This window comes from Actinoplanes hulinensis (assembly GCF_019429605.1).
GTDB lineage: Bacteria > Actinomycetota > Actinomycetes > Mycobacteriales > Micromonosporaceae > Actinoplanes > Actinoplanes campanulatus.
This window is the reverse complement of sequence record NZ_JAHXZI010000001.1, coordinates 591,839-613,017: the sequence shown is the minus strand read 5'-3', so window position 1 is coordinate 613,017 and position 21,179 is coordinate 591,839. Positions and strand designations below refer to the sequence as shown.

The following is a 21,179-nucleotide window of genomic DNA, read 5'->3' as shown; positions in this document are numbered from 1 at the left end:
CCGATGAACCTCACCACGAAGATGCTGGTCCGCGCCGCGGGCGCCGGACTGCTGCTGACCTCGCTGGGATGGCTGCTGGCCCGGCACACATCGCACCTGCTCACCGGTGCCGGCCTGATCCTCGCCGGACTCGGCCTGACCTTCGGCCCGCTGTGGTGGCGGCTGCGGTCGGGCGGCAAGGGTTCGGCCGGGGCGATCGGCCGGTGGGACCGGCACGCCCGCCGTAACGCCGGTACCGCCTCGCGGTGGGACGTGTTCCGCACGTCGTCCGGGTGGGCGATGCGCCGTAAGGCTGCCGTGATCCGTCCGTCGCTGGCCGGGATGCGCTGGTGGGAGCGGTGGCGGGTGCCGCTGCGCTCGTACGCCGTCCCGCTGGCCCGCACCGGCGGCCAGACGGTCTGGACCACCGGTGAGGAGTCAACCCTGCGGATCGGCCGGCCGGGCACCGGCAAGTCCGCGGAGATGGCCTGCCGGGTGATCGACGCCCCGGGCGGGGTGGTGGTCACCTCGACCGCCGCCGACCTGTACGAACTGACCGCGCCGCTGCGGGCCGACCGTGGCCCGGTGCGGGTGTTCAACCCCGGAGGCCTCGGCGGGATCGCCTCGTCGCTGCGCTGGTCGCCGCTGTTCGGCTGCGAGGACCCGGCGACCGCTCACCGGCGGGCCGCGGACCTGATGGGACCCTCGCAGCCCGGCAGCGAGGGCGAGCGGTGGGCGATCCAGGCCCGGCGCGTGCTGGCGGTGTGGCTGCACGCCGCCGCGCTCGGCTACCACCGGATGACCGACCTCGCCGCGTGGGTAGCTGACCCGGACACCGCCCGCGAGACGATCCTGACCGCGCTCAAGACCTCGCCGCGGGCCGCGGCGATGATGCAGGCCGCCGCCCAGAGCATCGACATGAGCGTCCGTACCCGCGACGGCGTGATGCTGGCCATGGCCCCGGCTCTGGCGTGGACGACGCTGCCGGACGCCGCGGCGGTGGGGGATCCCGACCCGGCCGCGACCTGGTTCACGGTCGACGAACTCACCGACCGGCGCGGGGCGCTGTACCTGCTCGGCGACGACGACGGCACCGTCGGCCCGCTGGTCGCCGCCCTGGTCGCCGAGGTCACCTACCAGGCCCGGCACACCGCCGCGGCCCGGCCCGGCGGCCGGCTCGATCCCGGCCTGACGCTGGTCCTCGACGAGGTCGCGCTCGTCTGCCCGACCCCGCTCGACAAGTGGATGGCCGAGCTGCGCAAACGCTCGATCACCATCCACGCCGCGTGCCAGGGACTCGGGCAGCTTCGCGCCCGGTGGGCCGACGACGGCGCGTCGATGATCCTGAACAGTGCGGCCGCGGTGCTGGTGTTCGGCGGCTGCAAGGACGCCGACGACCTGCGGGCGTTCGGCGACCTCGCTGGCGAGCGGGAAGAGGTCACCGCCACCCGCGACGCGTCCGGCCGGGTCACCTCGACCACCACCCGCCGGGTGCCGGTCATGCCCCCGGCGATGCTCGCCGGCCTGCCGAACTTCCAGGCCCTGTTGATCCGGCACGGGATGCGGGTCGTGCTCGTGCACACCCCGATCGCCTGGAAACGCCGCGACGTGCGCCGCGCCAACCGCGAGACATCGCACCCCCGCACCGTCCGCCGGCCCGGCCTCGCCCGGCTTCGGCGGGCCGCCCGAACCACCGCCTGACCTGACCGATCCGAAAGGAACCCCTCCGGTGAACCAGCCCAACCCGCAGCCCGAGCGCATGGCCGCCCGGACCCTCACCCAGATCGCCCTCGACCAGCTCGCCGAACTGGAAATGCTCCGCGACCCCTGCCGGGACCAGATGTTCGGCGCCGACGTCACCCGGTACTACAACCGGCCCGATACGCCCAGCCACCAAGCCCAGGCCAAGGTCGACCTGCAGCGCATCGAGACGCTCACCCTCACCACCGGCCTGTACGCCCAGCTCGCCGCCGTCACCGCCCAGCTCGAACACAACGAGATCCAGGCCGCCGCACAGGCCGAGCACAACGACGCGCCCGCCGCACAGCACTGCCCCGACCGGCCGCGCAGAGACCACGACACCGACGAGTTCTGAGGAGCCTGGCCCATGCGAGAGCACACCGACACCTTCGAGGCCCTGGCCCGGCGCTGCGAGGCCGGCGCCCGCGAACTGGAGCACGAGGCCGACAACGCCGCCGAGGTGCTGGCCGGCCGCTGCGGCGGCGACCAGATCGACCCGCAGCAGTGGGCAGCCAAGCAGCACGCCGCTGCGCAGGCCGCCCGTGAGTACGCCGCCGAGCTGCGCGCCGAGGCCGGCGACGACCCGACGGTCCGGATGGACCCGGCCCGGCGGACGCAGGCCGAGCGGGTCGCGAAGGCCGCCGAGATGGGCGGCTACCTGGTAGACGGCCGACCGCTGGCCGAGCGCACCGCCCAGTCCGGCATGTACGGCACCGAGACCGAACGCGTGGCGTGGGAGGCCGGGACGCACCCGGCGCAGGTCAAGGCCGCCGAGATCGAGGCGACCGGCCGGTTCACCTACGTCGCCGAGACGATCGAGGGTATCGATCAGGTGCCGCTCTGGCAGCTCGGCGGCACCACCGCCGAGCAGGTCAGCACCCCGCACCCCGAGCGCACCGACAGCGACACCGACGAGTTCTAGATCCGCCCGGCGGCGCGGCCCATGGCCTCGCAAACCCGTACCGCGCCGCCGGCCCTCCCCGCCCCACACCACGACGCAAGGAGAACGCACCACATGTCCACACCACCCATTCCCAGCACCGACCAGGGTCGTGCGCTGCTGGCCGACCCCGGCGCGACCGCCGATGCGGTCGCCGAGGCCCTCCACTACCCCGAGGTGCACGTATTCGAGCTGCCCACCCGGCCCGTAGCCCCGGGGCTGATCAGCGGATCGGAGGCCCGCCCGTGAGCACCACGCCGCACCTCGACCCCGACGAATTCGACCCGACCACCGCCGACGCCGACACGACCGGTGCCGAGGTCGTCGACCTGGAGCAGGCCCGTACCCGCCGGGCCGGAAACACCCCCGACACCGGCGGCCTCGTCGAGCCGGACGACCTCGACGACGCCGAGGACGGCCCGGTTCCCGTCGACAGCCTCGCGGCACAGCGTCGGCCGCGGTTCTCGCTGACGGCGTTCCGCGACGCCGAGCGGGTGGCCATCATCCCGTCGTGGTTGCGCTCCGGCGCCGAGTTCGGCCGCAACGCCGCGTGGGCTGCCGGGTTCGGCGTGCACGCGCTCGGGTTCCACGCGTTCCGGCTGCCGGTGTACGCGGTGAAGCTGACCGTGCGGGCGCCGCGTGGGTTCGGCCGGGTTTGCAAGGGCTACAGCCGGTGGCTATGGGACCTCGAAGGTGAGCCGGTGCGTCAGTCCGTCGTCCGGGCTGCGATCGCCAAGCCGGAAGAGGCCAAGATGTACGACCGGCTGTCCAACAAGCGCGACCGGCGGGTCCGCTGGCGCGGCATGATCACCCTCTTTCTGGCGGTCGTGCTCGCGTCGGCCGTGGGCGCGCTGCTGCTCGCACCGGCCACGGCTCAGTACTCGGCCCTCGCCGCGCTGCTGGCGGTGTTCGGCTACCTCGGCAGCCCGGCGGACAAGCCGCTGATCGGCACGGCTGTGGTGCGCCACGATGCCGCGCCGCTGACCTCGATCGAGGTGTTCACCGCCCTGGCATCGCTGGGCATCGCGGGCATCAACGCCGCGATCCGCCGCGGGGACAACGGCAAGTCGTGGTTCCCCGCGCCCATCGGGCGGGAGAACGGCGTGGGCTGGCACTGCTCGGTCGAGCTGCCGCGCGGCGTGGTCGCCTCGGCCGTGGTCGAGAAGCGCGAGGAACTGGCCGCCGCCCTGACCCGGCCGCTCGGGTGTGTGTGGCCCTCGGTCAACGCCGACGTACACCCCGGCCGGCTGGAACTGTTCGTCGCAGACAAGGACATGTCCAGCGCCAAGCGGCGGCCGTTCCCGCTGCTCAAGTCCGGCACGGTGAACCTGTTCAAGCCGCAGCCGTTCGGCACCGACCCGCGCGGCGCGCTGGTCACCATCACGCTCATGTTCGCCTCGATGATCATCGGTGCGCTGCCGCGGTTCGGCAAGACGTTCGCGCTGCGTCTGGCGCTGCTGATCGCCTGTCTAGATGTGCGGTCGTGGATCCTGGCGTTCGACCTCAAGGGCACCGGCGACCTCAGCCCGTTGGAGCCGGTTTGTCACGCCTACCGGGCCGGCGACGATGACGAGGACATCGAGTACCTGGTCACCTCGCTACGGGAGGTCCACGCCGAGATGCGGCGCCGGACCAAGGTGATCCGCGAACTGCCGCGCGACCTGTGCCCGGAGAACAAGGTCACCGACGAACTGGCCAGCAACCGCAAGCTCGGCCTGCACCCGATCGCGATCGCCATCGACGAGTGCCAGCGCGGTTTCGAGCACCCGAAGTACGGCGCCGAGATTGAGAGCATCTGCGAGGACCTGACCCGCCGCGGCCCGGCGCTCGGGATCATGCTCAAGCTCGCCACCCAGCGTCCGGACGCCAAGAGCCTGCCCACCGGGATCAGCGCGAACGCCGTGCTGCGGTTGTGTCTCAAGGTCATGGGCCAGACCGAGAACGACATGGTGCTCGGTACGTCGATGTACAAGAACGGTATCCGCGCCACCATGTTCTCCCGCCGCGACAAGGGGATCGGCTTCCTCGCCGGTGAGGGTGACGAGCCGGTCATCGTCAAGACGTTCGAGATCGATGGCCCGGCGGCCGAGGTCATCGTGGCCCGTGCCCGCGCCGCGCGGGAGCGGTACGGCAACATCACCGGCCACGCCGCCGGGGTCGTGCTCGACACCACGGCGGTACGCCGGGACACGATCCTGGAAGACGTCGCCGCGGTCATGGCCGAGGCCGAGCCGAAGCTGTGGTCCACCGTGATCGTCAAGCGGCTCACCGCGCTGCGGCCCGACGTCTACACCGGCTTCACCGCCGACCAACTCCGGGAAGCCCTCAAGGTCCACGGCCTGACCACGAAACAGTGTTGGGGCGAGGACACCGACACCGGCGAGACCGGTAACCGCAAGGGCTTCCACCGCGCCGACATCATCGCTGCCATCACCAAGCGTGACCGCGGCAACGGCAACGGCAAGACCAAGTAGCCCGAGATTCGCCGCTAGGTCTAGCGGCTACCCCCGCTAGACCTAGCGGCACCGCTAGCGCCACAAAGAACCCCTGATCAGCGCCCTAGCCCCTAGCGGCGCCGACCCCGCACACCCTGAAAACGGCTCTGGAGGCACTTCCGTGACCACCATCGTGCTGCTAGCTATCCTCACCGCCCTCGGTTACACAGCGTTCTACAGCATCAACTGCGCGATCTTCCCGTTCGGCCGCTGCCGGCGACGGCGCTGCGACGGCGGACGCGTCTACTCCCGCGTCAACCGCAAGGTCTTCCGCGAATGCCGCCGCTGCGAAGGCACCGGCAAACGCGTCCGCATCGGCCGCCGCGTCTACGAGTACCTGCGCGGCGAGCGAGAGGCAGGCAACCGATGAGCATCCGGACCATGGCCCGCATCCACCGGGCAGCCACCGACCACACCGACTGGTGCGTTCGCGACCACACCTGCGGTCTCGACACCCACCGCGGCCGCCCGATCACCATCGCCCCGGACATCGGCGGCCGGGCCGTCGTCACCCGCGTTCGTGCCGGTGACCGCGACTACGCCGAGATCACTCTGCGGGTGCCGCTTCACCGCAGCGAACGCGTCGCTGGCGAGCAGGTCACCACGATCCTGCACCACCTGCGCAGCCTTTTCGCCGCCGTCGTCGCGCTGCGGCCCGGCACCCTCGCCGGCCGCCCGGCACGCCGGGGGATCGGTTCGGGGAGGGTCGCATGAACCTCCGCGACCTCGCCGCCCGGCTCGATCCGAACTGTCGCGCCATCGAGGGGCATCAGAACGCGATCCGCCTGATCGAGGAACGGATGAGCGGCTACACCGACCCGCGCGACCTCGCCGCCTGCGCCGACTTGCTCGGCACCCACTACGGCCGGATCGCCGACACCCTCGACCGCTCCCCGATCACCCGCCTGATCACCGGCTCCACCTCCGAGGACGCCCACCAGCGCGCCGCCGAATACCTCAACGAAGAGTGCTGGCACACCGCCCACGCCGAGGCCCGGGGATCCGACGCACCTCGCCGCGCGGACGCCTCCCTGTCGGCGCGCGACATGGAACCGGACGAATGGATCTCCGGCGACGCCGCCCGATGGACTCCCCGCCAGGCCGATGACGAGCGGGAGGACACGCCGTGAACCTTTACGACGACAACGACGGCCGGTTCCCCGACGACGCCGACGTCAAGGTGCGGTACCCGCTCACCGACCGCCAGGTAGACGCAGGCCGCACGGTCTGGCCGTGGGTCACCGGCTACATCGTCGGCCAGTGCGGCCCCGACGAGTGGGACGTCTGCGTCGACGGTGCCGACCCTGTCGACCACGACGTGGACGGCGAACCGCTGTACCCGCTCGTGTTCCGCGACGCCTCTGAACTGCACCTTACCGAGCCCGGCCGCGCCGCCGACCTCATCGCCGAACAGGAGGACGCAGCATGACCACCACCCACACCGCGGTCGACGCCGGCCGGCAGGCCCTTGCCGCCGACCTGCACGCCCTGGCCGACTTCCTCGCCGAGCACCCCGAGGCACCCACCAACGGCGGCGCCGCGGTCCACTACAGCGTCTTCGCCGCGACCGAGCAGGCCGCCCTCGCCCGACTGGCCGAGATCGCCCGCGCCCTCGGTGTGGAGGTCACCGACAACGGCCGTGGTCACTTCTACGCCCGCCGTCGGTTCGGTTCGGCCGTCTACGAGGCCACCTACATCACCGAAGCCGTGATGGCTGAGCACTACGCGCTGACCAGCTACACCGGCAGCGTCCGCGTCGACCGGCCGGAGGTGACGGCGTGAAGATCCGCCTGATGGGCGACGGCGATCAGGTCGCCGCCATGGTCGCCGCGCTGGAGAACGCCCCCGAGCTGCGTATCACCAAGGTGTCCCGGCCGTATGCCAACCGGCGTGAGCCCGAGCAGATGCGCATCTACCTCGACGCCGAGTTCACCATTGACCCCCGCCGGCCCGGCGGCTGCCCGGACTGCGTCTGCGACCCCGACATCTGCCGGGCCGATGAGCAGGGCGAGCACTGCATGGACGTGTCCTGCTGTGCCTGCCTGCACGGCTGCCCGACCGACGAACACGACATGACCCGTCCGGCCCCGCTCGCCGGGGTGGCCTGATGACGGCGCTGCGTGCGGGTTCGCTCTGCTCCGGTTACGGCGGGCTGGAGCTGGGCGCCGCGGTGGCCCTCGGCCCGATCGAGCCGGTCTGGCACGGCGAGTTCGACTCCGCGCCCTCGGCCGTGCTCGCCGCCCGCTGGCCGGGCGTGCCGAACCTCGGCGACATCGCCGCCGTCACCGCCGCCGGCGGGTGGGCCGGGCTCGGCCCGATCGATGTGCTGCTGGCCGGTTACCCGTGTCAGCCGTTCAGCTACGCCGGCCCCCGGGGAGGACTCGATGACCCACGCAACCGCTGGCCCGACGTCTGGGCAGCCATTCGCGCACTTCGACCCCGTCTCGTCGTCCTGGAGAACGTCCGCGGGCATCTGGGCCTCGGCTTCGACGTCGTCACCGCTTCGCTGGCCGCCATCGGGTACGTGGGACGCTGGCGCTGCGTACGCGCTTCCGACACCGGAGCGGCCCACCAGCGCGAAAGGCTCTTCGCCGTCGCGTGGCCGCAAGAGGAAGCCGCTCCGCGGCTGCGAGGAACCGACCCTGCTGGACCTGTGACCGGCCTGCCGCTGCTGCCCACCCCGAAGGCCAGCGACGCCCGGCGCAACGGATCGCCGGGCGAGCAGGCCCGCAAGTCGCCCGGCCTGTCAGCCGTCGAGCACCTGCTCCCCACGCCGGTCTCCACCCTCGGCCGGGGCTCCGGGTTCCCGTCGCCAGCGACGGCTGCCGCCCGGCTGCACGATCCCGATCGGACGTTCGGCCTGGACGACGCGATAGCGCTGCTGCCCACACCGAAAGCGACCGACACCGGCACCGAAGGTCGGCGGGCCGGCGAGGGCTTCCGGCCGCCGCTGTCACAGGTCGTGTTCGACCAGGTCAACCGGCTCCTACCCACCCCGCGCGCCACCGACGGCGTCAAAGGCGGGCCGAACCAGCGCGGCAGCGCCGGGGACCTCGCGCTGCCGGCCGCCGTGCAGCCCGACCGTTGGGGCGCCTACGCGCCGGCCATCGCCCGGTGGGAGCAGGTGATCGGCCGACCGGCACCGGAACCGACCATCGCCGGGCGCAACCGCCGGCAGCTCTCGCCCCGGTTCGTCGAGTGGCTGATGGGCCTGCCCGCCGGGTGGGTCACCGACGTACTCGACAAGCGCACCGACGCGTTGCGGGTGCTCGGCAACGGCGTGGTCCCGCAGGCCGCCGACCTCGCGGTGCGGCTGCTGCTGACCGAACCGGTCGCCCCGGCACACGTGCAACCCGACCTCGCCGCACCCCTGGCCGCCTGACCTACCCGTTCTGACCTGGAAGGAGCCGACCGTGACCCAGCACGCCGCGTACGACCTGGCCGCCGAGCAGGCCCTCATCGGCGCCGCCCTGCTCGCACCAAACTTGATGACCGACCTCGCCGTCACCCTGGCCCCGTCGGACTTCGGCCGCCCGGCACATGCGGTGCTGTGGGAAGCGATGTGCGCCATGCACGCCGCCCAGATCCCGACCGACCCGATCACCGTGACCGCCCACCTTGCCGAGACCGGAGACCTCGGCAAGGTGGGCGGCGCCCCCTATCTGCACACCCTCGTCTCCCAGGTCCCGACTGCGGCGAACGCCGGTCACTACGCGGGCATCGTGGCCGGACACGCGAAACGCCGCAAGGTCGCCGACCTCGGTAACCAGCTCGCCCAGCTCGCCACCTCCGGCGCCGACCCCGCCGAGATCGTGGCGACCGGCCGCGCCCTGCTCGACGACGCCGACACCGGCACCGGCTGGTCGCCCCTGATCCCGCTCGGCAAGGGCCGCCACCTCCCGGTGTTTCCCGCCGACCTGCTCCCGGCGTGGCTCGGCGACCACGTGCGCGCCGTCGCCGAGTTCACCCAAACCCCGATCGACCTCGCCGGAAGTCTCGCCCTCGCGTGCCTGTCCACCGCTGCCGGTGGCCGGGCTGAGGTCGAGGTGCGTGGGTCGTGGCGGGAACCGACCAACCTCTACATCGTCGTCGTGCTCCCGCCTGGCTCTCGCAAGAGCGCGGTGTTCGCCGCGATGATCCCGCCGATCATGGCCGCCGAAAAGACCCTGATCGAGAAGGTCATGCCGGTCATCATCGAGGCCGAACTGACCGCCAAGGTCACCGGCAAGGCCGCCGAACGCGCCGCCCTGGCCGCAGCCTCTGCCGAGGGCGCCCAGCGCGACACCCTGATCGCCGAGGCCACCGCCGCCGCGATGAACGCCGAAGCGGTCGCCGTGCCGGCCAAGCCGCAACTCGTCGCGGACGACGTGACCAGCGAAAAGGCTCAGTCGATCCTCGCCGACCAGGGCGGCCGGCTCGCCGTGCTGTCGCCGGAGGGCGGGATCTTCGCGACCATCGCCGGCCGCTACTCCGGCACCCCCAACCTGGAAGTGTTCTTGAAAGGTCACGCCGGGGACATGCTCCGCGTCGACCGGCGCTCCCGCGACGCCGAACACGTCGAGAATCCCGCCCTAACCATGGGTCTGGCCGTACAGCCGGAGATCTTGCGCGACATCGCCCAGATGCCGGGGTTCCGGGGCAAGGGCCTGCTCGCCCGGATCCTGTTCGCCGTCCCGGAGAACACCGTCGGCCGCCGCAAGGTCGGCGCTGACCCCGTGCCCGAGAAGGTCGCCACCTGCTACGCGGCCAACCTGCACGCCCTGGTGCTCACCCTCGCCGAGTGGACCGACCCCGCCGTCCTGCCGCTCACCCCCGAGGCCAACGAGTACGTGCTGGAGATCGAGCGAACTGTCGAGCCGCAGCTCGGCCCGGGCGGCGCGTGGGCGCACATCGTGGACTGGGGCAGCAAATACACCGGCGCCGTCGTCCGCATCGCTGGCCTGCTCCACCTCGCCGAGCATCTCCGCGACGGATGGGGCAAGCCCGTCGAGGTCGAGACCGTGCAGCGGGCTGACGCGATCGGCGAGTACTACGCCGCTCACGCCCTCGCGGCGTTCGACGACATGGGCGCCGACCAGCACACCCGCAACGCCCGCACCATCCTGACGTGGGTCGAACGCGGCGCCGTCACCACCTTCACCAAGCGCGAGGTGTTCCGGGCACTCAAGTCCTCCCAGCTCCCGACCGCCGGCGACTTCGACCCGCCGCTCGGCGTGCTCGAAGCCCACGGCTACCTCCGCCAGCTCGACATCCCGGCGCCGAAGCGCACCGGCGGCCGACCGCCGTCACCGACCTACCTTGTCCATCCGGACGTGCACCGACCGGCCGCCACCGTGCACCCGCTCGACACCCGGAGGGCCGCGTGATGCCCCTGCCAGAACTGCCACAACCGCCACAACCCCCTACCGCCAGAGGTTCTGGCAGTTGTGGCAGTTCTGGCAGGGCCACATCGGCCCGACTCGCACCGGCGCCTCGGCGAGGGCGCCGGACAACCGCCCCGCTGAGAGCCTCCGAGGCTTCCGGATGTATCCATTCATACCGGTGCAACTCAAATCATGGCTCAGCGTGGCCTACAGCGGGCCGCTCTCCGCCGTTCTCCGACTGACGGCTAGCGACCCCTCCACGTCAGACCCTCGGCCGTCGAACGGCGGTCGTCACCCCGCTCAGCCCGCAAGACCCTGCCCTGCCAAGGGAGGCCGGACCCCGATGGCGCGCAACTTCCTAACCCTGGCTGACTTTCTGACCGAGCTGGACGTGCCCAAGTCGACCTTCTTCCGCTGGAAGGCCCTCGGCCAGGCACCCCGTACCTACAAGCTGCCGAACGGGCAGCTCCGCATCCGCCGCACCGACTTCGACGCCTGGCTGTCGAGCCGTGAGGAGCCGCAACCCGCATGAACACCACCTACGACGTGCGTCTCTGGGCCATCCGCGAACACGTGGGCAAGGACCGCAAGACCGGCAAGCCGCGCAGTACTTACCGGGTGCGGTGGGTGGTCGCCGGCCAGGACTTCGGCCAGACCTTCCAGACCAGGGCACTCGCCGAGAGCTTCCGGTCGAAGCTGGTCACGGCGCAACGTGAAGGCATCGCGTTCGACGTGGCGAGCGGCCTGCCCGAGCCGATGGCCCGGGAGCTGAACAGCCGCTCGTGGTACGAGCACGCTGTGGCCTACGTCGATGTCAAGTGGCCGCGAGCTTCGGCGAAGCACCGCAAGGGCATCGCCGAGAGCTTGACCGGAGCAACGATGACCCTATTCGCCACCGACCGAGGCGCGCCCCCGGACAACGTGATCAGGCGGGCGCTGCACACCTATGTGTTCAACAAGTCCCGGCGGGACGAGGGGCCGCCGCCGGAAGACCTGGCCGCCGCCGTCGCGTGGGCGGAGCGCAACACGGTCAAGTTGTCGGCCCTGGCCGACGCGGCGCTGATCCGCAAGGTTCTCGACGGCCTCGCCGTCCTGTTGAAGGGCGGTGCCGCCTCGGCGAGCACGGTCGCCCGCAAGCGGGCCGTGTTCAGCGGTGCTCTGCGGTACGCCGTCGAGCTGGGCCACCTCGACTCGCACCCGATGGAAAAGGTGAGCTGGACCGCGCCGAAGAACACGGACGAGATCGACCGGCAAGTGGTCGCCAACCCGAAGCAGGCTCGCGCCCTGCTCGCCGCAGTCGACGCGACCATGCCAGAGCTGACCGCGTTCTTCGGCTGCATGTACTACGCCGCCCTGCGCCCCGAAGAGGTCTTGCACCTGCGGGAGGACGAGTACGAGAGGCCGAAGCGCAAGGGCGGATGGGGATGGCTGCACCTCACCGGGGCAACGGTGGCAGTAGGCAACGGATGGGGGGATATGGACGGCACGATCGAACACCGGGCGCTCAAGCACCGGGGACGCAACGCGACACGCGATGTCCCCGCGGCCCCGGCGCTCTGCGCTCTGCTCGATCGGCACCTCGCCGAGTACCCCGCCGGAGTGAACGGCCGGATGTTCGTCACCCGGCGCGGCCCCGGCGGGAAGTACCGACCCACGGCCGGCAAGCCACTGACGAACAACGCCTACGGGACGGCATGGCGGAAGGCCCGAGAGAAGACGCTCACGCCCGCACAGCAGCGATCCCCGCTGGCCCGCCGACCGTACGACCTCCGACACGCGGCCGTATCCCTCTGGTTGAACGCCGGAGTCTCGGCACCCCAGGTCGCCGAGTGGGCCGGGCACAGCGTGCACGTCCTGATGAAGGTCTACGCGAAGTGCATCGACGGCCAGCAGGAGGCAGCAAAGAGGCGGATCGAGAACGCTTTGAAGGACGAGGAGCAGGTGGCCGACGACCCCGAAGGATCTTGACCAAACTTTGCCGCGCATTTGCCGTGACGACTGAGATCGAACGGCTTTGAGTTGGACTCAGTGGGACCGACGAGAACGGCCCCGGTTCAGCGTTTCCGCTGGTACCGGGGCCGTTTTCCTAGCCTGTGGCGGGTAGAGGATTCGAACCTCTGTAGCTTTCGCGACGGATTTACAGTCCGCTCCCATTGGCCGCTCGGGCAACCCGCCTGGGCTACCGCCGCGGTTTCCCGCGGCAGCGGACACAACAATAGCCGTACCGCGGCTCGGTTCAACAACCGGGTACGGTCGGCATGTCGCGGACTTCCCGGGAGCCCGCTGTAAGCATCGACAAGCATCCAGCCGCAGGAGTCTGATCATGGCAGCCAACCCGTCGTTCGACATCGTCAGCAAGGTCGACCGGCAGGAGGTCGACAACGCTTTCAACCAGGCGGAGAAGGAACTCGGCACCCGGTTCGACTTCCGGGGCACCGGGACGGGTCTCGCCAAGTCGGGGGAGGCGTTCACGATCACCTCGGAGACGGAGGAGCGGGCGACGGCCGCGCTCGATGTCTTCAAGGAGAAGCTGGTGAAGCGGAACATCTCGCTGAAGAGCCTGGACGCCGGCGAGCCGCGCCAGTCCGGCAAGACCTTCAAGATCGACCTCAAGGTGGTCGAGGGCATCGAGACCGAGAAGGCCAAGGCGATCAGCAAGAAGATCCGGGACGAGGGCCCGAAGGGTGTGCAGGCCCAGATCCAGGGTGACCAGCTTCGGGTCACGGGTAAGAAGCGTGACGATCTGCAGGCGGTCATCGCTCTGCTGAAGCAGGAGGACTTCGGCGTCGCGTTGCAGTTCACCAACTACCGCTGATCTCAGTGGCCGCCGAGCGGGGTTCGGGCCGAGAACCGGGGCCATGGACCTGACCGACGCCGTTCTCTCGTTCGCCCTGCTCGGCGCGCTGTTGACGATCACTCCCGGCCTGGATACCGCGCTGGTTCTGCGGGCCGCGGTCACGATGGGCCGGGGTCCGGCGTTCGCGACCGCGCTGGGTATCGGCGCGGGGGCGCTGGCCTGGGGCGCGGCCGCCGCGGTGGGGGCGTCCGCGCTGTTGGCGGCGTCGATCGTGGGCTACACGATCCTGCGGGTGGCCGGTGCCGCGTACATGATCTTCCTTGGGGTGCGGATGATCGCCGCCGCGTTGCGCCGTGGTGGCCGCGCCGCGGAGGCCGGGACGGCGAAGATCGTTCCGACGTTCTGGAGCACCTTCGGCCGGGGTTTCCTGACCAACCTGCTGAATCCGAAGGTGGGCGCCTTCTATCTGGCGGTCATCCCGCAGTTCGTGCCGGAGGGCGCCGACCCGCTGGCGACCGGTCTGGTGCTGGCCCTGGTGCACGACGTGGAGGGCCTGCTCTGGTTCGCCGCGATCATCATGGGCGCGCAGGCGGCGCGTGGCTTCCTGGCCCGGCGCGCCGTCCGGCGTACCGTCGACGCCGGAACCGGCGCGGTCCTGCTCGGTTTCGGCGTCCGGCTGGGGTTGTCCAGCCAGTAGACAATGTCCGTGGGCGGGAGGCGAGCGCGTGATCGATCCGGTGGTGGACGAGTCCTGGCTGCTGGATCACCGTGTGGTCCTGGCCGACGTGCGGTGGTATCTGGACGGCCGTTCCGGCCGGGAGGCCTACGAGCGCGGCCATCTGCCCGGCGCGGTCTTCATCGATCTGGACACCGCGCTGGCCCGGCACGCGTCGCCGGCCGAGGGCCGGCATCCGCTTCCGGATCCGGAGACTTTCGCGGCTGCGATGGCGGCGGCCGGGATCGGCGATCAAGATCAAGTGATCGGGTACGACGACGCCGGCGGAGTCGTGGCGGCCCGGCTGGTGTGGATGCTCCGGTCGATCGGGCACGACGCCGCGCTGCTGGACGGTGGCCTGACGGCCTACCGGGGCGAGCTGACCACCGAGGTTCCGCGGCGCCCCGCCGCGACGTTCACGGCCCGGCCGTGGCCCGCCGATCGGCTGGCCTCGCTGGAGGAGACCGTGGCGGCGCCGGGCGTGGTGCTGGACGCGCGGGACCGTTCCCGGTTCCGCGGCGACACCGAGCCGGTGGATCCGCGTCCGGGTCACATCCCGGGTGCCCACAGTCTCCCCTGCCGGGACAATGTCGACGCCGAGGGCCGTTTCCTGCCGGTGCCGGCGTTGCGCGAGCGCTTCGCCGCGGTGGGCGCGGACGGCACGGGTGACGTCATCTCCTACTGCGGCTCCGGTGTGACCGCCTGCCACAACCTGATCGCCCTGGAGCATGCCGGCCTGGGCGCCGGCCGTCTCTTCCCGGGTTCCTGGTCGCAGTACGCCCACACCGGCCGTCCCGCCGCCACCGGGGACTGATTCAGGCCCGGTCGACGCCGGCCTGATCGTCGATCCACCGCTGGTGGGACTCCCAGGCGGCCTGCTTGCTGGTGCCGAGGGCGGCCCCGATCCGGGTCCAGGAGGCTCCGGCGGCCCGGGCGGAGCGGACCATCGTCTGCCGTCCGTACCCCGCCTTGCGAATGATCACCTCGCTGAGCGCGAGCATCTCGAGGGTCTCGTCGGGGGAGAGGGCGGTCTCGTTCTCCGGGTCCATGGCGGCGAGGGCGTCGCGCATCCGGAGAGCGTCGTAACGATCGGTCGCCGTGGTGAGTGTGTGCCGCCGTTCCAGTTCGTCGGGGGAGGCCATGAAGGCAGTCTTTCGTCAGGCTGTCTTGACGTCAAGCAGCCTTGACGACCTAGTGCGAGCTTGCCTCACTTCTCCGCCTAAATGGGCTATAAAGCCGTCAATTCTTCAGCAGTTGGCGTGAGGGCCTGTTCAGCCGTTCGGCCAGGATTTGCCGGAGCGTCGCCACGACCCGCCGCTGAACGCTGCCTGTCGCACAACTGGTGTGGCACCATCATGTGACCCCCACCCTGATGCGATTCCCCGACTCGAGGAGCACGACTATGTCTGCAAAAAAGCTGGGCCGCTTCGCGGGCTTGGTTTTTGTGCTTGCCGTTGTCTTCGGTGGCGTCACCGTTGGGGCATCGACAGCTGACGAGACGACCAGTGCGGTCCAGACTCAGAACTCGCCGACGCTCGATTGGGTCTGAGGGTCACACACGTTGACGGACTAGGGGCCGATCGGCTAGAGAGGATTCTCGATGGTCGAGCGGTCCCCGGTCCGGCATGGCGGCGCGCAACGGGCGTGGTTGATCACGTGGCCGTTGATGGTGTTCGCGCTCGTTTGCACGGCGGGCTTCTGGGTGGCGGAGCCTGATTGGTACCACGCCTGGCCGGCCGGCCTCGCGTTCTTCGTCGCGTACCTGATCGCCTACCGCGACGTCTTCAACATCGTCATCTGGCGGAGCAGCTTCACCGTCGCGATGACTGACGTGCCGCTCGTCCTGGCACTGTTCTATCTCCCACCGGTGATGGTGATCCTGGTGGTGAGCGGTGCCAACCTGGTGCACCACCTCCGGTCGAATGTCCCGGTCACGAAGCTGTCCTTCAACGTCGCCAAGTCGGCCGCAGGCAACTGTGCGGCCCTGCTGCTGATCGCCTCCTTCGCGCCCATCACGGACGCCGGCCCGCGCACCTGGGCCATCCTGGCCGCTGCCGCTGGCCTCAGCTACCTGGTCGAGCTCCTCAGCCTCGCCGGCGTGTTCACGCTCGTGCAGAGCCCGCGCACCGGCCGGGACGCGCTTCGCGCCGGCTTCTCCGCGATGACCGTCAACACCATCAACATCGTGGTCGGCCTCATCTTCCTGGTCGCGCTCGAGGCGACCGCCTGGTCCGCCATCCTGCTCGCCATCCTGGTCGCCGCCCTGGTGACGGTCCTCCGGTCGTACGCGGAGTTCTTCCGCCGCCACCGGACGCTGGCCGAGGTCTACGAGCTGACCCAGGCGGTCCGGGACGAGAGCGGCCGCAGCGGTCTGCCCGACGTGCTGCTGGGCCGGGTGCGCTCACTGATGCAGTCGGAGTTCGCGACGCTCTGGCTCGCCCCGCAGGGCCGGCATCCGGAGGTGCTGCTGACCGCCCGGGTCGAGCACCGGGGCCTGCTGGACATCGCGCCCATACCGGAGGAGGTCCGCCAGCGGGCGGTCGAGCTGAAGTCGGCGGTCGGTGTCGGCGCCCGCTTCGCCGAGACCGAGGACCTGCGGCCCTGCCTGCGGTCGGCGAAGGTCAAGGACGCCCTGGTCATCCCGTTGCGCTCGGGCCAGGCCATCATCGGCACGCTGGAGGTCGTCAACCGGGTCGGCGACAACCGTACCTTTCGGGAAGCCGACGTGCAGGTGCTTGAGACGATCGCCGCGCACGCCGCGGTCGCGGTGGAGAATTCGCGGTTGGTCGACCGGCTGCGCTACGACGCGTACCACGATCGGCTGACCGGCCTGCCCAACCGGCGCCGGGTGATCGACGCGCTCGCCGAGTCGGTCAAGGTCCGCGCCGAGGACGAGGTCGTCGCGATCATGCTGTTCGACGTCGACGGCCAGCGGAACGTGAACGAGTCGATGGGCCACGCGGCCGGCGACAAACTGCTCGTCGAGGCCGCCGACCGGATCCGCGGCATCGCCGACCCGGGAGCGCTGGTCGGCCGGATCGGTGGGGACGAGTTCGTGGTCACCCTGCGGGCCGCGAGCATCGACGCCACGATCGAGATCGCCACCCGGATGCGGGAGAGCCTGCGTGGCCCGATGGCGGTGGGCTCGCTCACCCTGGACGTGAACACGGCGGTCGGCGTCTCGATCTATCCCGACCACGGCAGCGACCCGGAGACCCTTCTCCAGCGGGCCGAGCTGGCCGCCAACGCGGCCAAGGTCCTGCCGTACGGCGTGCAGCCCTTCCACCCGGCCCTGGAGTCCCGTGCGGTCCGACGTCTGGGCATCGCCGCCGACCTGCGCCGCGCCCTCGACAACGAGCAGTTGGAGGTCTACTTCCAGCCGAAGGTGACGCTCGCCGACCGGCACGTGCTGGGTGTCGAGTGCCTGGCCCGCTGGGTGCACCCGGCGCACGGCGAGGTCGCCCCGGAGGACTTCGTGGCGGTCGCCGAGCACACCGGCCAGCTGGCCCGGCTCACCGAGGTGGTGCTCGTCGCCGGCCTGCGCCGCTGCCGAGCCTGGACCGACGCGGAGCGGCCGCTCGCCATCGCGGTCAACCTCTCCGCCCGGACCCTGCTCGACTCGCACTTCCCGGAGCTGGTCCGGGACCTGTTGGAGGAGCACGGGGTGGATCCCGGCCTGGTCACCTTCGAGGTGTCGGAGCCGGGCATGCTGGGCGACATCGAGCGGGTCCTGCCGTCCCTCTACCGGCTGCGCGATCTGGGCGTGCGCCTCAGCGTCGACGACTTCGGGACGGGCGCCTCGTCGCTGGCCTATCTGCGCCAGTGGCCGGTCCACGAGGTGAAGATCGACGACAGTTTCGTCCAGGGCATGGCCACCGATTCGGGTGACCTCGCGATCGTCCGCGCGGTGATCGGCCTGTCCCGGGAGTTCGGCCTCACCGTGGTCGCCGAGGGTGTGGAGAGCGAGTTGACCCTGGAGTTGCTCGAGGAGATGGGATGCGAGATCGGTCAGGGCTATCTGTTCAGCCGGCCCCTGCCGTTCGAGCGTCTGGAGGCCTGGCTGAGCGCTCAGACCGAGCCGGAGTCCACCCCCACCGGTGAGGTCCGCAGGCTCCGAGCAGTCATCTGACCAGGCGTTTCCCGGTAAAGGGGGTACTGATTTCACCCCCGCCGACAGGCCGTGTAGTCTTACTCCTGCAGCGAGCGAGAGATCGCAAGCCGCAAGCCCCCTTAGCTCAGTCGGCAGAGCGTCTCCATGGTAAGGAGAAGGTCTACGGTTCGATTCCGTAAGGGGGCTCTACCGGGTTCGTTCCGCCTCGTCAGGCGCTGAACTGATGAGCCTGGCTCGGCGGTGTAGCTCAGTCGGTAGAGCAAACGACTCATAATCGTTGTGTCGCCGGTTCAAGTCCGGCCATCGCTACTCTTCTGTAATGCCCCACCGGGGCCCCACTTTGCGAAGCGGCTGACCGAGCGTCTACGCTGGTTCGTCGTCAGTAAGAAACCCGTTAGCAGGAAGGCACCCCGCCGTGGCCAAGGCGACCGACGTCCGTCCGAAGATCACCCTGGCGTGCACGGAGTGCAAGGACCGGAACTACATCACCAAGAAGAACCGGCGTAACGACCCGGACCGCGTCGAGCTGAAGAAGTTCTGCCCGCGCGACGGGAAGCACACCCTGCACCGCGAGACCCGTTGATCTCGGGCAACATCTGATCTTCACACTGCGCCGTCCGGAGTCACTCCGGGCGGCGCAGTGCTGTTTCCGCAGCATCTTCGATATTTGTGCACTCACAGTGCTATTTCTGCGGTGGCCCCGGAGGGTAGTTTGTGGGCATGCCTCTGGACCAATCGTTCGTCGGCCGTAGCTGGCCGCCCACCGAGCCGTACCTGGTCGGTCGGGAGAAGATCCGTGAGTTCGCCCGGGCGATCGGCGCCACCGACGCGGCGTACCACGACCCCGCGGCCGCGCGTGCCCTCGGCTATCCGGACGTGGTGGCCCCGCCCACCTTCCCGGTCGCGATCACCATGGCGGCCAGCCGTCAGGTCGTCGCCGATCCGGCCCTGGGCCTCGACTACACCCGGGTGGTGCACGGCGACCAGCGGTTCGCCTACACCCGTCCGGTGGTCGCCGGGGACGCCCTGGTCTGCGTCAATTCGGTGGACGAGATCATCAGCCGGGGCGGGCACGAGTTCATCACCACCCGGACCGAGGTGACCACCGAGGCCGGCGAGCCGGTGGTGACCGTCTGGTCGAAGCTGGTCCAGCGCGGTGAGGAGCACTGAATGAGCGAGCTTGCGAGTGAATCATCGGGCTCAGTCTTGAACACATGGCGACGCCGGAGCGCAGCGGAGGTGGCGGCATGAGCGCACTGGAGCCGAAGACCTTTCGGGTGACCCGGGCCGATCTGGTCCGCTACGCGGGCGCCTCGGGCGACTTCAACCCCATCCACTGGAGTGAGCGGGTCGCCACGGGCGTCGGGCTGCCCGGCGTCATCGCGCACGGCATGTTCACGATGGCCCTGGTGGGGCGTGCCGTCACCGAGTGGGCCGGCGCGCCGGACGCGGTGGTCGAGTTCAGCGTGCGGTTCAGCCGCCCCGTCCCGGTGCCCGACACCGACGAGGGGACCGAGGTCGTGGTGTCCGCCACGGTCAAGGAGGTCACCGACGAGGGGCACACTCGGCTGAGCCTGACTGCGACATGCAACGGGGACAAGGTACTGTCCTTGGCACAGGCGCTCATCAGTAAGCGGTAGCCCGGGTTGGGGTAATGCCGGGCGTACCGGTACAGTGATGCGCCGTGGGGCTGTGAGTCGAAAGACAGCAGCTCCGCAAAGGGGTGTAGCTCAATTGGCAGAGCAGCGGTCTCCAAAACCGCAGGCTGCAGGTTCAAGTCCTGTCACCCCTGCGCATTTCTCCTCGACGTGCCCGCCCGGTGCGCGGTCCGCACAAATTCCGCGTCCGGTCGAGCTCTGACGGGATTCAAGACCACCGACGACGGAAGTAGGGCGAAGTGGCCGAGAAGGACCGGCCCGGTGACGACGTCCCGGGCGACGACGAGCTGCTCGCCGCCGCCGCCGGTGGCGATGTTCCGGACGACAACGCCGATGACGCGCTGGTGACCGCCGGCGGTGGCACCGCTGTCGCCGAGCGGAGTGACTCGGAAAGCCCCAAGACCAAGAAGTCGGGTCGGCGTTCGGGTCTCTTCGGCCGGGTGGGCGGCTTCTTCCGTGAGGTCGTCAGCGAGCTTCGCAAGGTCATCTGGCCGACCCGTAAAGAGCTGCTCACCTACACCGGTGTGGTGATCGTCTTCGTGGTGGTCATGACCGCCATCGTGGCCGGCCTGGACTACGCGTTCGGTAAGGCGATGCTATGGGCGCTGGGCTGACGTCCAGCGATCCGCGAACCGAAGACTTTTGGAAGTGAGCGAGCGTGCCTGAGTACGACGACGAGACCGCGCAGTTTGCTGACGAGCAGTCGTCGCCGGAGACCGAAGAGCCGGTCGAGGCCGCCGAGCCGGTCGAGGCTCAGGCGCCCGAGGCTGACGAGGACTACGACCCGGTCAAGGAGCTGCGGCAGAAGCTGCGCTACGCCCCCGGCGACTGGTATGTCGTGCACTCCTACGCGGGCTACGAGAACAAGGTCAAGACCAACCTCGAGACCCGGATCACGAGCCTCGACATGGAGGAGTTCATCTTCCAGGTCGAGGTGCCGACCCGCGAAGAGGTCGAGGTCAAGAACGGCAAGCGCAACCAGGTGCAGGCCAAGGTCTTCCCCGGCTACATCCTGGTCCGGATGGACCTGAGCCCGGAGTCCTACTCCTGCGTGCGCAACACGCCCGGTGTGACCGGCTTCGTGGGCGCCACCGACCGGGTCGACCGGCCGGCCCCGCTCTCCCTCGACGAGGTGCTGAAGTGGCTGGCCCCGGCTGTCCAGGCCGAGGAGAAGAAGGCGAAGCCCGAGGTCAAGGTGCTCGACTTCGAGGTGGGCGACTCGGTCACGGTGACCGACGGCGCGTTCGCCTCGCTGCCGGCCTCGATCAGCGAGATCAACGCCGACCAGCAGAAGCTCAAGGTCCTGGTGTCGATCTTCGGCCGGGAGACCCCGGTCGAGCTGAACTTCAACCAGGTCACCAAGATCTGATCGCCGGATCCC

Annotated in this window: 26 protein-coding genes and 4 tRNA genes; 28 read left to right on the top strand and 2 right to left on the bottom strand. The window is 70.1% G+C overall.

The window, feature by feature from the left end:
• Positions 1 to 3 precede the first annotated feature (3 nt).
• The 15 genes from KZ829_RS03050 to KZ829_RS02975 all read left to right on the top strand — a co-directional run bounded on the left by KZ829_RS03050 (position 4) and on the right by KZ829_RS02975 (position 12,485).
• Positions 4 to 1,680 (top strand): type IV secretory system conjugative DNA transfer family protein, encoded by a 1,677-nt coding sequence (locus KZ829_RS03050; protein WP_220142282.1) that lies wholly within the window; start codon positions 4 to 6, stop codon positions 1,678 to 1,680.
• Positions 1,681 to 1,708: 28 nt separating this feature from the next.
• The gene (locus tag KZ829_RS03045; RefSeq protein WP_220142281.1) at positions 1,709 to 2,074 is read left to right on the top strand and encodes a hypothetical protein; all 366 of its coding nucleotides are present in this window, start codon (positions 1,709 to 1,711) and stop codon (positions 2,072 to 2,074) included.
• 12 nt (positions 2,075 to 2,086) lie between these two features.
• A complete protein-coding gene (locus KZ829_RS03040) occupies positions 2,087 to 2,641 on the top strand; it encodes a hypothetical protein (RefSeq protein WP_220142280.1) in 555 nt (184 codons plus the stop codon).
• 93 nt (positions 2,642 to 2,734) lie between these two features.
• Positions 2,735 to 2,908 (top strand): hypothetical protein, encoded by a 174-nt coding sequence (locus tag KZ829_RS03035; protein WP_220142279.1) that lies wholly within the window; start codon positions 2,735 to 2,737, stop codon positions 2,906 to 2,908.
• A complete protein-coding gene (locus KZ829_RS03030; protein WP_220142278.1) occupies positions 2,905 to 5,133 on the top strand; it encodes a cell division protein FtsK in 2,229 nt (742 codons plus the stop codon). The genes KZ829_RS03035 and KZ829_RS03030 overlap by 4 nt, the downstream gene beginning before the upstream one ends.
• Positions 5,134 to 5,275: 142 nt before the next feature.
• Positions 5,276 to 5,524 (top strand): hypothetical protein, encoded by a 249-nt coding sequence (locus tag KZ829_RS03025; RefSeq protein ID WP_220142277.1) that lies wholly within the window; start codon positions 5,276 to 5,278, stop codon positions 5,522 to 5,524.
• Positions 5,521 to 5,868: a hypothetical protein gene (locus KZ829_RS03020; RefSeq protein WP_220142276.1), complete on the top strand. Its 348-nt coding sequence runs from the start codon at positions 5,521 to 5,523 to the stop codon at positions 5,866 to 5,868. Before KZ829_RS03025 ends, KZ829_RS03020 begins: the two co-directional genes overlap by 4 nt.
• The gene (locus KZ829_RS03015) at positions 5,865 to 6,284 is read left to right on the top strand and encodes a hypothetical protein (protein WP_220142275.1); all 420 of its coding nucleotides are present in this window, start codon (positions 5,865 to 5,867) and stop codon (positions 6,282 to 6,284) included. Before KZ829_RS03020 ends, KZ829_RS03015 begins: the two co-directional genes overlap by 4 nt.
• Positions 6,281 to 6,583, top strand: a complete 303-nt coding sequence (locus tag KZ829_RS03010) for a hypothetical protein (RefSeq protein WP_220142274.1) — start codon at positions 6,281 to 6,283, stop codon at positions 6,581 to 6,583. The genes KZ829_RS03015 and KZ829_RS03010 overlap by 4 nt, the downstream gene beginning before the upstream one ends.
• Positions 6,580 to 6,936, top strand: coding sequence for a hypothetical protein (locus tag KZ829_RS03005; RefSeq protein WP_220142273.1), 357 nt, complete (start codon positions 6,580 to 6,582; stop codon positions 6,934 to 6,936). The genes KZ829_RS03010 and KZ829_RS03005 overlap by 4 nt, the downstream gene beginning before the upstream one ends.
• Positions 6,933 to 7,262, top strand: coding sequence for a hypothetical protein (locus KZ829_RS03000; RefSeq protein ID WP_220142272.1), 330 nt, complete (start codon positions 6,933 to 6,935; stop codon positions 7,260 to 7,262). The genes KZ829_RS03005 and KZ829_RS03000 overlap by 4 nt, the downstream gene beginning before the upstream one ends.
• Positions 7,262 to 8,536, top strand: a complete 1,275-nt coding sequence (locus tag KZ829_RS42615) for a DNA cytosine methyltransferase (protein WP_246634910.1) — start codon at positions 7,262 to 7,264, stop codon at positions 8,534 to 8,536. The genes KZ829_RS03000 and KZ829_RS42615 overlap by 1 nt, the downstream gene beginning before the upstream one ends.
• Positions 8,537 to 8,567: 31 nt before the next feature.
• On the top strand, positions 8,568 to 10,520 hold the full coding sequence (locus KZ829_RS02985; protein WP_220142271.1) for a DUF3987 domain-containing protein: 1,953 nt from the start codon (positions 8,568 to 8,570) through the stop codon (positions 10,518 to 10,520).
• Positions 10,521 to 10,860: 340 nt separating this feature from the next.
• Complete coding sequence (locus tag KZ829_RS02980; RefSeq protein WP_220142270.1) at positions 10,861 to 11,049, top strand: helix-turn-helix transcriptional regulator; 189 nt, start codon at positions 10,861 to 10,863, stop codon at positions 11,047 to 11,049.
• Complete coding sequence (locus KZ829_RS02975; RefSeq protein ID WP_220142269.1) at positions 11,046 to 12,485, top strand: tyrosine-type recombinase/integrase; 1,440 nt, start codon at positions 11,046 to 11,048, stop codon at positions 12,483 to 12,485. Before KZ829_RS02980 ends, KZ829_RS02975 begins: the two co-directional genes overlap by 4 nt.
• Positions 12,486 to 12,611: 126 nt before the next feature.
• On the opposite strand, the gene KZ829_RS02970 is transcribed toward KZ829_RS02975, so the two are convergent.
• A tRNA-Tyr gene (locus KZ829_RS02970) sits at positions 12,612 to 12,692 on the bottom strand.
• A 148-nt stretch (positions 12,693 to 12,840) separates the two neighbouring features.
• Here KZ829_RS02970 and KZ829_RS02965 point away from each other — a divergent pair.
• Genes KZ829_RS02965 through KZ829_RS02955 form a run of 3 tightly spaced genes read left to right on the top strand, consistent with a single transcriptional unit; the run spans position 12,841 to position 14,843 of the window.
• Positions 12,841 to 13,332 carry a YajQ family cyclic di-GMP-binding protein gene (locus KZ829_RS02965; RefSeq protein ID WP_188120937.1) on the top strand — a complete coding sequence of 164 codons (492 nt, stop codon included), beginning with the start codon at positions 12,841 to 12,843 and terminating at the stop codon, positions 13,330 to 13,332.
• 43 nt (positions 13,333 to 13,375) lie between these two features.
• Positions 13,376 to 14,011, top strand: a complete 636-nt coding sequence (locus KZ829_RS02960) for a LysE family translocator (RefSeq protein WP_246634909.1) — start codon at positions 13,376 to 13,378, stop codon at positions 14,009 to 14,011.
• Positions 14,012 to 14,039: 28 nt separating this feature from the next.
• The gene (locus tag KZ829_RS02955) at positions 14,040 to 14,843 is read left to right on the top strand and encodes a sulfurtransferase (protein ID WP_220142268.1); all 804 of its coding nucleotides are present in this window, start codon (positions 14,040 to 14,042) and stop codon (positions 14,841 to 14,843) included.
• Between the two features lies 1 nt (position 14,844).
• Here KZ829_RS02955 and KZ829_RS02950 read toward each other — a convergent pair whose 3' ends face one another.
• Positions 14,845 to 15,171 carry a hypothetical protein gene (locus KZ829_RS02950; protein ID WP_220142267.1) on the bottom strand — a complete coding sequence of 109 codons (327 nt, stop codon included), beginning with the start codon at positions 15,169 to 15,171 and terminating at the stop codon, positions 14,845 to 14,847.
• 260 nt (positions 15,172 to 15,431) lie between these two features.
• Between KZ829_RS02950 and KZ829_RS02945 the strand changes: the two genes are divergently transcribed.
• The 10 genes from KZ829_RS02945 (at position 15,432) to nusG (ending at position 21,167) form a co-directional block, all read left to right on the top strand.
• Positions 15,432 to 15,578: a hypothetical protein gene (locus KZ829_RS02945; RefSeq protein ID WP_220142266.1), complete on the top strand. Its 147-nt coding sequence runs from the start codon at positions 15,432 to 15,434 to the stop codon at positions 15,576 to 15,578.
• A 51-nt stretch (positions 15,579 to 15,629) separates the two neighbouring features.
• Positions 15,630 to 18,158, top strand: a complete 2,529-nt coding sequence (locus KZ829_RS02940; protein ID WP_220142265.1) for a putative bifunctional diguanylate cyclase/phosphodiesterase — start codon at positions 15,630 to 15,632, stop codon at positions 18,156 to 18,158.
• A gap of 95 nt (positions 18,159 to 18,253) precedes the next feature.
• A tRNA-Thr gene (locus tag KZ829_RS02935) sits at positions 18,254 to 18,326 on the top strand.
• A gap of 50 nt (positions 18,327 to 18,376) precedes the next feature.
• Positions 18,377 to 18,449 (top strand) — tRNA-Met (locus KZ829_RS02930).
• Positions 18,450 to 18,555: 106 nt separating this feature from the next.
• Positions 18,556 to 18,723 carry a 50S ribosomal protein L33 gene (gene rpmG / locus KZ829_RS02925; protein ID WP_014687739.1) on the top strand — a complete coding sequence of 56 codons (168 nt, stop codon included), beginning with the start codon at positions 18,556 to 18,558 and terminating at the stop codon, positions 18,721 to 18,723.
• Between the two features lie 137 nt (positions 18,724 to 18,860).
• Complete coding sequence (locus KZ829_RS02920; RefSeq protein ID WP_220142264.1) at positions 18,861 to 19,310, top strand: MaoC family dehydratase N-terminal domain-containing protein; 450 nt, start codon at positions 18,861 to 18,863, stop codon at positions 19,308 to 19,310.
• Positions 19,311 to 19,387: 77 nt separating this feature from the next.
• Positions 19,388 to 19,780: a MaoC family dehydratase gene (locus KZ829_RS02915; RefSeq protein ID WP_204296027.1), complete on the top strand. Its 393-nt coding sequence runs from the start codon at positions 19,388 to 19,390 to the stop codon at positions 19,778 to 19,780.
• Between the two features lie 79 nt (positions 19,781 to 19,859).
• Positions 19,860 to 19,932, top strand: a tRNA-Trp gene (locus KZ829_RS02910).
• A gap of 105 nt (positions 19,933 to 20,037) precedes the next feature.
• Positions 20,038 to 20,412: a preprotein translocase subunit SecE gene (gene secE / locus KZ829_RS02905; protein WP_220142263.1), complete on the top strand. Its 375-nt coding sequence runs from the start codon at positions 20,038 to 20,040 to the stop codon at positions 20,410 to 20,412.
• A 44-nt stretch (positions 20,413 to 20,456) separates the two neighbouring features.
• Positions 20,457 to 21,167, top strand: a complete 711-nt coding sequence (gene nusG / locus KZ829_RS02900; RefSeq protein ID WP_220142262.1) for a transcription termination/antitermination protein NusG — start codon at positions 20,457 to 20,459, stop codon at positions 21,165 to 21,167.
• Positions 21,168 to 21,179: the final 12 nt, after the last annotated feature.

What these genes read in the sequence shown, in the direction of transcription:
- KZ829_RS03050 (WP_220142282.1), top strand. Translation starts at nt 4, where the DNA reads ATGAACCTCACCACGAAGATGCTGGTCCGCGCCGCGGGCGCCGGACTG.
- KZ829_RS03040 (WP_220142280.1), top strand. Translation starts at nt 2,087, where the DNA reads ATGCGAGAGCACACCGACACCTTCGAGGCCCTGGCCCGGCGCTGCGAG.
- KZ829_RS03035 (WP_220142279.1), top strand. Translation starts at nt 2,735, where the DNA reads ATGTCCACACCACCCATTCCCAGCACCGACCAGGGTCGTGCGCTGCTG.
- KZ829_RS03020 (WP_220142276.1), top strand. Translation starts at nt 5,521, where the DNA reads ATGAGCATCCGGACCATGGCCCGCATCCACCGGGCAGCCACCGACCAC.
- KZ829_RS03015 (WP_220142275.1), top strand. Translation starts at nt 5,865, where the DNA reads ATGAACCTCCGCGACCTCGCCGCCCGGCTCGATCCGAACTGTCGCGCC.
- KZ829_RS03005 (WP_220142273.1), top strand. Translation starts at nt 6,580, where the DNA reads ATGACCACCACCCACACCGCGGTCGACGCCGGCCGGCAGGCCCTTGCC.
- KZ829_RS42615 (WP_246634910.1), top strand. Translation starts at nt 7,262, where the DNA reads ATGACGGCGCTGCGTGCGGGTTCGCTCTGCTCCGGTTACGGCGGGCTG.
- KZ829_RS02980 (WP_220142270.1), top strand. Translation starts at nt 10,861, where the DNA reads ATGGCGCGCAACTTCCTAACCCTGGCTGACTTTCTGACCGAGCTGGAC.
- KZ829_RS02975 (WP_220142269.1), top strand. Translation starts at nt 11,046, where the DNA reads ATGAACACCACCTACGACGTGCGTCTCTGGGCCATCCGCGAACACGTG.
- KZ829_RS02965 (WP_188120937.1), top strand. Translation starts at nt 12,841, where the DNA reads ATGGCAGCCAACCCGTCGTTCGACATCGTCAGCAAGGTCGACCGGCAG.
- KZ829_RS02960 (WP_246634909.1), top strand. Translation starts at nt 13,376, where the DNA reads ATGGACCTGACCGACGCCGTTCTCTCGTTCGCCCTGCTCGGCGCGCTG.
- KZ829_RS02950 (WP_220142267.1), bottom strand. Translation starts at nt 15,171, where the DNA reads ATGGCCTCCCCCGACGAACTGGAACGGCGGCACACACTCACCACGGCG.
- KZ829_RS02945 (WP_220142266.1), top strand. Translation starts at nt 15,432, where the DNA reads ATGTCTGCAAAAAAGCTGGGCCGCTTCGCGGGCTTGGTTTTTGTGCTT.
- KZ829_RS02940 (WP_220142265.1), top strand. Translation starts at nt 15,630, where the DNA reads ATGGTCGAGCGGTCCCCGGTCCGGCATGGCGGCGCGCAACGGGCGTGG.
- KZ829_RS02920 (WP_220142264.1), top strand. Translation starts at nt 18,861, where the DNA reads ATGCCTCTGGACCAATCGTTCGTCGGCCGTAGCTGGCCGCCCACCGAG.
- KZ829_RS02915 (WP_204296027.1), top strand. Translation starts at nt 19,388, where the DNA reads ATGAGCGCACTGGAGCCGAAGACCTTTCGGGTGACCCGGGCCGATCTG.